Annotated in this window: 7 protein-coding genes and 2 pseudogenes; all 9 read right to left on the reverse strand. The window is 36.8% G+C overall.

Going from position 1 to position 5,728, the window contains the following annotated elements; genetic code table 11:
* Positions 1 to 299: pseudogene (locus tag OIZ54_RS20140) on the reverse strand (hypothetical protein); the annotation flags it as partial.
* 89 nt (positions 300 to 388) lie between these two features.
* Positions 389 to 655 (reverse strand): hypothetical protein, encoded by a 267-nt coding sequence (locus OIZ54_RS20145; RefSeq protein ID WP_096042758.1) that lies wholly within the window; start codon positions 653 to 655, stop codon positions 389 to 391.
* 76 nt (positions 656 to 731) lie between these two features.
* On the reverse strand, positions 732 to 1,211 hold the full coding sequence (locus OIZ54_RS20150) for a hypothetical protein (protein WP_157743016.1): 480 nt from the start codon (positions 1,209 to 1,211) through the stop codon (positions 732 to 734).
* Positions 1,212 to 1,431: 220 nt separating this feature from the next.
* Positions 1,432 to 1,738, reverse strand: a pseudogene (locus OIZ54_RS20155) (hypothetical protein); the annotation flags it as partial.
* Between the two features lie 128 nt (positions 1,739 to 1,866).
* The gene (locus OIZ54_RS20160; RefSeq protein ID WP_096042756.1) at positions 1,867 to 2,301 is read right to left on the reverse strand and encodes a hypothetical protein; all 435 of its coding nucleotides are present in this window, start codon (positions 2,299 to 2,301) and stop codon (positions 1,867 to 1,869) included.
* Positions 2,288 to 3,178: an N-acetylmuramidase domain-containing protein gene (locus OIZ54_RS20165; RefSeq protein WP_264391146.1), complete on the reverse strand. Its 891-nt coding sequence runs from the start codon at positions 3,176 to 3,178 to the stop codon at positions 2,288 to 2,290. The genes OIZ54_RS20160 and OIZ54_RS20165 overlap by 14 nt, the downstream gene beginning before the upstream one ends.
* 82 nt (positions 3,179 to 3,260) lie before the next feature.
* Positions 3,261 to 3,407 carry a hypothetical protein gene (locus OIZ54_RS20170; RefSeq protein ID WP_157743015.1) on the reverse strand — a complete coding sequence of 49 codons (147 nt, stop codon included), beginning with the start codon at positions 3,405 to 3,407 and terminating at the stop codon, positions 3,261 to 3,263.
* A 32-nt stretch (positions 3,408 to 3,439) separates the two neighbouring features.
* Positions 3,440 to 4,300 carry an immunity 49 family protein gene (locus OIZ54_RS20175; protein ID WP_264391147.1) on the reverse strand — a complete coding sequence of 287 codons (861 nt, stop codon included), beginning with the start codon at positions 4,298 to 4,300 and terminating at the stop codon, positions 3,440 to 3,442.
* A 22-nt stretch (positions 4,301 to 4,322) separates the two neighbouring features.
* Entirely contained in the window at positions 4,323 to 5,603 is a 1,281-nt protein-coding gene (locus OIZ54_RS20320) for an RHS repeat-associated core domain-containing protein (RefSeq protein ID WP_319641029.1), read from the reverse strand.
* Between the last annotated feature and the right edge of the window lie 125 nt (positions 5,604 to 5,728).

Below are 5,728 nucleotides of genomic sequence, written 5' to 3' on the forward strand. Positions count from 1 at the left end.
AAAAAACTGGCAATTGTAAACCCGATAGCGTCATCCCTTGTTAATCGTTTTTTAGCTTTGCTTTTTACAATAATGGCGAGCATTAAACCTAATAGGCATACAGTTCCTAAATAAAGTACCGCCTGCCAAAAGTCATCAGGATAAAATACAGCTAACCCTGGCGCTATAAATAGATACATAGCATCCTCGTTATCTAGGGAACGGTTTCGGGCACTTTGCTCAGACTCTTTAAAAAGAGCTAAATATACAAATAAAGGCTGTAAAAACAGCATTAAAATACTCGTGGTAATAAGGCTCATACATCATCCTTAATGAGAAAAACAAATGCAGCACACGTGCTGCATTAAAATTAAAAATGTGGGTGCTCAATAAAAAAGAGAGGTAGGTATTAAAGGTTTATTTTTTGAAAGTATGTTTTAAGTTTTAAAAGCCCTGACTCAAGTTCAAATTTTTGTATTTTAGGATTTTTGAATTTAAACCCATTAGAAATATGGGTATTAATCATCGTCGCCATACCCTCAAAGCCAGCTGGTGCTGTGGCAACTAAATCGCTCAACAAGGGCATGATAAGCACTTGATGCTCTTCTATTAAAGTTGGGTTTTCGTATATATCGTAAACAAGGTTAGTTAATGTTTGTTGGTTTTGTTGTTCCATAGCATTTCTATAGCGCCTTAGCTTAGGCGTTCATAGCTCCCTAGAGTTCTAAATTGAATAAAGGTAAAAAAAATTATTACTTTTTGTTCCTTCGGTTACTTTTTGCCATTTCTTTTTCGACAGCAGCACGAGCGTCTTTTATATCTTTAAAAAAATCATACTGATATTTAATAAGACCTTGGTATTTTTCTCCTTTAATTAAATAAAAAGAGAGCAACATAAAGGCTACATTGATAGCTGTTGCAATATAATACCCATTACCTTCTAAAATTATAAAAGTCGGTAAGCAAATCACAGCTAAAAATAAAGCATAGAATTTTAATATATTTGCGCAAAAAAAAGAGCCTTGGCTTACTTTAAAATTTATAAGGCAAAATGCTACCCCTGTAGAAAATAAAATGCCTAACAGCCACTCAGGTTCTGTATCAAAGTATTGCGTTAACACAGTCATTCCGGAGTATGCAGTACCCAAAAGTAAGAGCACTGTTACTAATAGAAACCTTCGTAAAAGCTTCCATGGTGGAAATAATAGAAATACCTCATCGTTTTTAGACACTACTTACTCAACTCCTCATATACTTCAGTTGCAAGTAAAAGCTAAACTGTGCCATAAAAATTTTTAGATTAAGAACCTATCTTTCCTAATAAATTTAGTTTATTTAACCCATAAAATAGAATTTTACTGCTGTTAAATTTAAATTAAACGCATAAAAATCGCTGCATGATGCAGTTGTGATTTATTACTAAAATTTCACTATAGTTGATTTAATTTTATGCGAGTAGCTTTCGCCCTCTATATATTTCTGTGTAAGTACAGTACCTCTACACAGTTTATGCCAACGAATAATGGTCACTTTATCATTCAGCTTTTTTGTCATCTACATACAGAACCAAGTGAGTATGGTTACTAATAACAGCATAAGGGCACACATCAATACAAAATATCTCGGCTAACTCAAGCAGCTTATCTTCAACCCAGCCTCGTCGATGTTCATAAGATTGACCTGTAAAATGCTCTTCACCGCACAAAAAAGCACGCCGAACACAACGCGAGATACAGTGGTAATATTTTGTATCAGCCAAACTTCAAAATTAAGATGAGTGTCTAGTTTATTCTGCCATCTAGTTTATTCTGCCAATTAACACCCACTATTTAAAGTGGGTATCATGTTATTTATTCTAAAGGTGGGGCTGAATAGTTACGATGCACTTTAAAAATCATCAATAGCAGATAGCTTGCTAAAACTTGAATCATCACAAGTCCAATATTCTTTTTTGCCATTTTTTTGTATGGTGACTGATTTTTCCTCTGTAACCGTATCAAACTCTTCACTGTAGTAATCACTTACTACGACGTCACCATTAGCTTGCGTAAAAGTCATACTATGCTCTGTAACTAAAGAGCGGTGATAACTGGACTTACTTATATCACTGAGTGAAATGGAATTGATGAGGTTGCTTCCATCAACATTAAACGCCTCCAATTTAAATGTTCCATTCACTTCACTAACAACAATTTCGACTGGCTTAGGTGCATCAGCTTGACACTTAAATATAATCTCAGCCTCACTTTGAGTTGCATTACATGATGCAACAAAAAATAGCGGAAGAATAAATAAAGCCTGAAAACGGTTATTTTTTATCATATTTTTCAAATGCCTTTTGCAGTTTGATATCGTATTGGTTCTCCGCATATTTTGACCCATTATAGCCTTTGGCAAATGCAGCCCAATTTAGCGTGAGCAGGTGTTTCTCTAGGCCTTTATGTTTCACAAAATTAACAAACGCATCAAGTTGCTTTCTTTCAGAGCTAAACATTGTTCGTACAAACTCCTCAACATTAGAAAACCCTGATGCACGATAGTTAAAGCCCATAATTTGAAAACGCCCCCAAGAAGCTGATTTTAATGCCTCTGTTGAATTTAGAGTCATAGCCTCTTCTAGTCTTGTGTATTCTCTTGTACCACCTATGTATAAACTACGATTCCAGTGTCTGCTAGATATAGGTGGATGACTCTGATCATATATATGGTTTGTATAGCGAGAAAATATATGTGCTTCATATAAGATCTTTGGTTTACCATTGGAAAAAAATGCATCACCAGAAGATTCAACATCGGCGACAGCTTTAATAGCTGCAACTTTACATCCTAGTTCCTTTGCAATATCTTGATAATCCGATTCTGATAGCTTTTTAACATCTGTAGAGGCAACTGGTAGCTTAAAGTTATTTTTAACTACAAGGGTTATAAGCTTTTCGTTAATTTTTCTATGGGTGCGTCCATTTGGATCTATTTTTCCATCTGGGCGTACCATGTTTACCACTTTGCTTTGAAACAACTTAATAGCCGCTACTGTTTTAGAGTTTTCAGGGCGTGAGCCTAAACGACCGTCTACGGTAAGTTTTCTAGTGGGCGCTATGAGGGAAAGAAGTGAATTTAAAGCGGTTTGTACGGTTTTTACATCGTTTAAATTGTTAGCGCCGCCCAATCCAACAGATTGAGTTATTCTGATTACTGCCATCGAAGCATCCTTTTCTTTAATGTTATATTTTTAATTACAATGTATTAGTAGTAAATTAACACCCACTATTTAAAATGGGTGTCTAGTTTATTCCCGCTTTTTCAATTTTATGTGCAAATTTGAGGCTGCGATTAATTAAAGCACCTTCAACGGGATTACCGTTTAAAGTAATTACCCCTTTAACTTCAGAGCACATGTGTACGTCATATTTTTTTATTAAACCAAACATAGTGGTTTGAGCCTCCTTACCTATATTTCTAATTATTTAAAATAAGTTCCATTAATTAAAAAACGAGGAAGTGAATCACTTTCAACCGTTACCTCATTACCCATATCGTGCCACATGCACGCCATGCCGAGTAATTGCAGGGGTAAGAATGAATCTACAGGGGCATGATCTGGACCTGCCTCATAAATGTGATAGCGCTCTTGCGCTTGTACGTTTTTGGCAAGTGCTTCATTAAAATCACAACCAACATCAAAAGTTGCTGGTGATAAAGCAGCTAGAGTTTCTAAGTATCCGAAAGCAATATATATCGCCCAGTCATCATTTTGCTTAACAGCCATTCCCATACACTCGTCAAGCAATTTTGGGTAATCGGCTTGATGATGGTGATAAGCTTGAAATACTTCAACGAGCTTATAAGAAACGGGGCCTGTCTGTGTCGCACTTTGTTTCATTGTTTCTATAGGGAAATTTGCCAAGCTATCCATACTTTCAGTATCGCGAGTAATAACCGCTAAAAAATAGGCATCAAGCCATTGCGATGGAGCTGCGCGTCCAGATTCTAACATCCCCTTTCCATTCCACTTTACTTCAGGTAAATCATATATTTTAAACGTAAGGTCTTGCTCTGGGTACTGTGCAAGCTTTAAGAACGCTGCGTACATTTTTGACGCATAACGTAGCCCTGTTGCTGACTTTTTCTCTATCTCTGGCGTTTGAACTTCCCAAGTGAGCCAGCGAGCAAGCTTTATCATATCCTTTGATATCGTCAATAAATTGTCCCTTTTAATTTCAATATTTTCTGCAATTTCTTCATAAGCTCGCTCTAATCGCTTTAAACGTCTTTTAAGAGGTATTTTTTCAAATTCTGGAATGCTATTGCGATTTATAATCATATTTAACCTATTATGTTATTTTTTATATATCAAATTCGGAAATTTCTACACTGCCGACGAGCGAGCCATTCTCTGTTTTAGTTATGGGTGTTTTAACGTGTAAATATTGAACCTTTTTATTCTTTGTGTCAGCATTGTAAATTGCTTCAGCAGCATCTAATTCAGACTCTTTCTCGCTATCTGCCATTTGTTCCGTAATGGCTTCTGCATATTCCGTTGTACCTTGCTGATAATATTCATCACCTATTTTCATTTTACCCAATGGGCTACTGCCCCCCTTGGCTTCAACAATAATTACATCACCATTAGCATTATGATAAACCATATCAAAGTTACCCTTTACCGATGTAGAACTATCTAAGCTAGTTGGGTGAATGCGAGTATAACCAGGGTACTGTATTTTAATCGCTGCATCAGCAGCCTTTTCACCAATTTTGGCTGATTCATTGTTAATCAGTGGTATTTGGTCGTTATAACGTTGTGTTTCTTCTGGTGAAGCTTTCGCCTTGTGCTTATCTCGCTCGAGCATTTCCGCATCACGAGTATTCACATTCTCTTTCAACGTTACAGGAAGAGAAGAAACAGTCCGTTTACTGCCTGCCTTTTTAGTTGCTTTATTGAGTTTTAACTCATTCTCAGTCAACGTTCCTGTTTCACGAGACCATTCTTCATTTACCACTTTGCCATCAATAACATGCCCACCAACAAACTGTTCAATGGTCATCGTAGTTTCAATCACTTTATCGCCTACTTCTCGTGTTAAAGTAATTTTACCGTTATCAACATCCATAGATTCGATACTATATTCATGCTCAAGTCTATTTTCACCATTAGGTCTTGTTACTTTAATATTACCAGTTCTGGCATCTGCTGGAGAACTGTCTTCAGCAATTTTTAATATTTTGGCTTTTGTTGCTGGGTCAACGATGTCGCCTATCATCTTAGAAAGCTTTTTCACCCCCTCTTTACACAATAACCCCATCGGATCGACCCAATTCACCGGGTTTGGTGCATATTGGTAGTGGTTTATGCCACCCACAAGGCCAATCGGGTCTTGGTTTATAAAGCGTTGTTGTTTGGGGCTGTAATAGCGGTAGCGGTTGTAGTGCAGGCCGCTTTCCTCTTCTAAATATTGCCCTTGAAAACGTATTGGCTGAGTGAAGATGTCTTTTTTATTTGACTCAGGCTCGGCTTCTGATTCTTCATAGCCATACACATCCGCTTGGTTTTTCCATACTACTTCTGCTTTGCTGTTGGTAACAAAACGTGGGGTATTCAGTTGGTCTAGGTGGTAGTAGTACACCTCACCTTGTTTAATTAGCGCTACTGGGTGAAATTGATTTGGTACACCAACTAAACTAGACAGCCACTCTAATTATACAAGCCAAACTGTGTCATAAAATCTTCTTTTTAGCTTAAAAATTTACC

This window comes from Pseudoalteromonas sp. A3, assembly GCF_025942345.1.
GTDB classification, from domain to species: domain Bacteria; phylum Pseudomonadota; class Gammaproteobacteria; order Enterobacterales; family Alteromonadaceae; genus Pseudoalteromonas; species Pseudoalteromonas atlantica.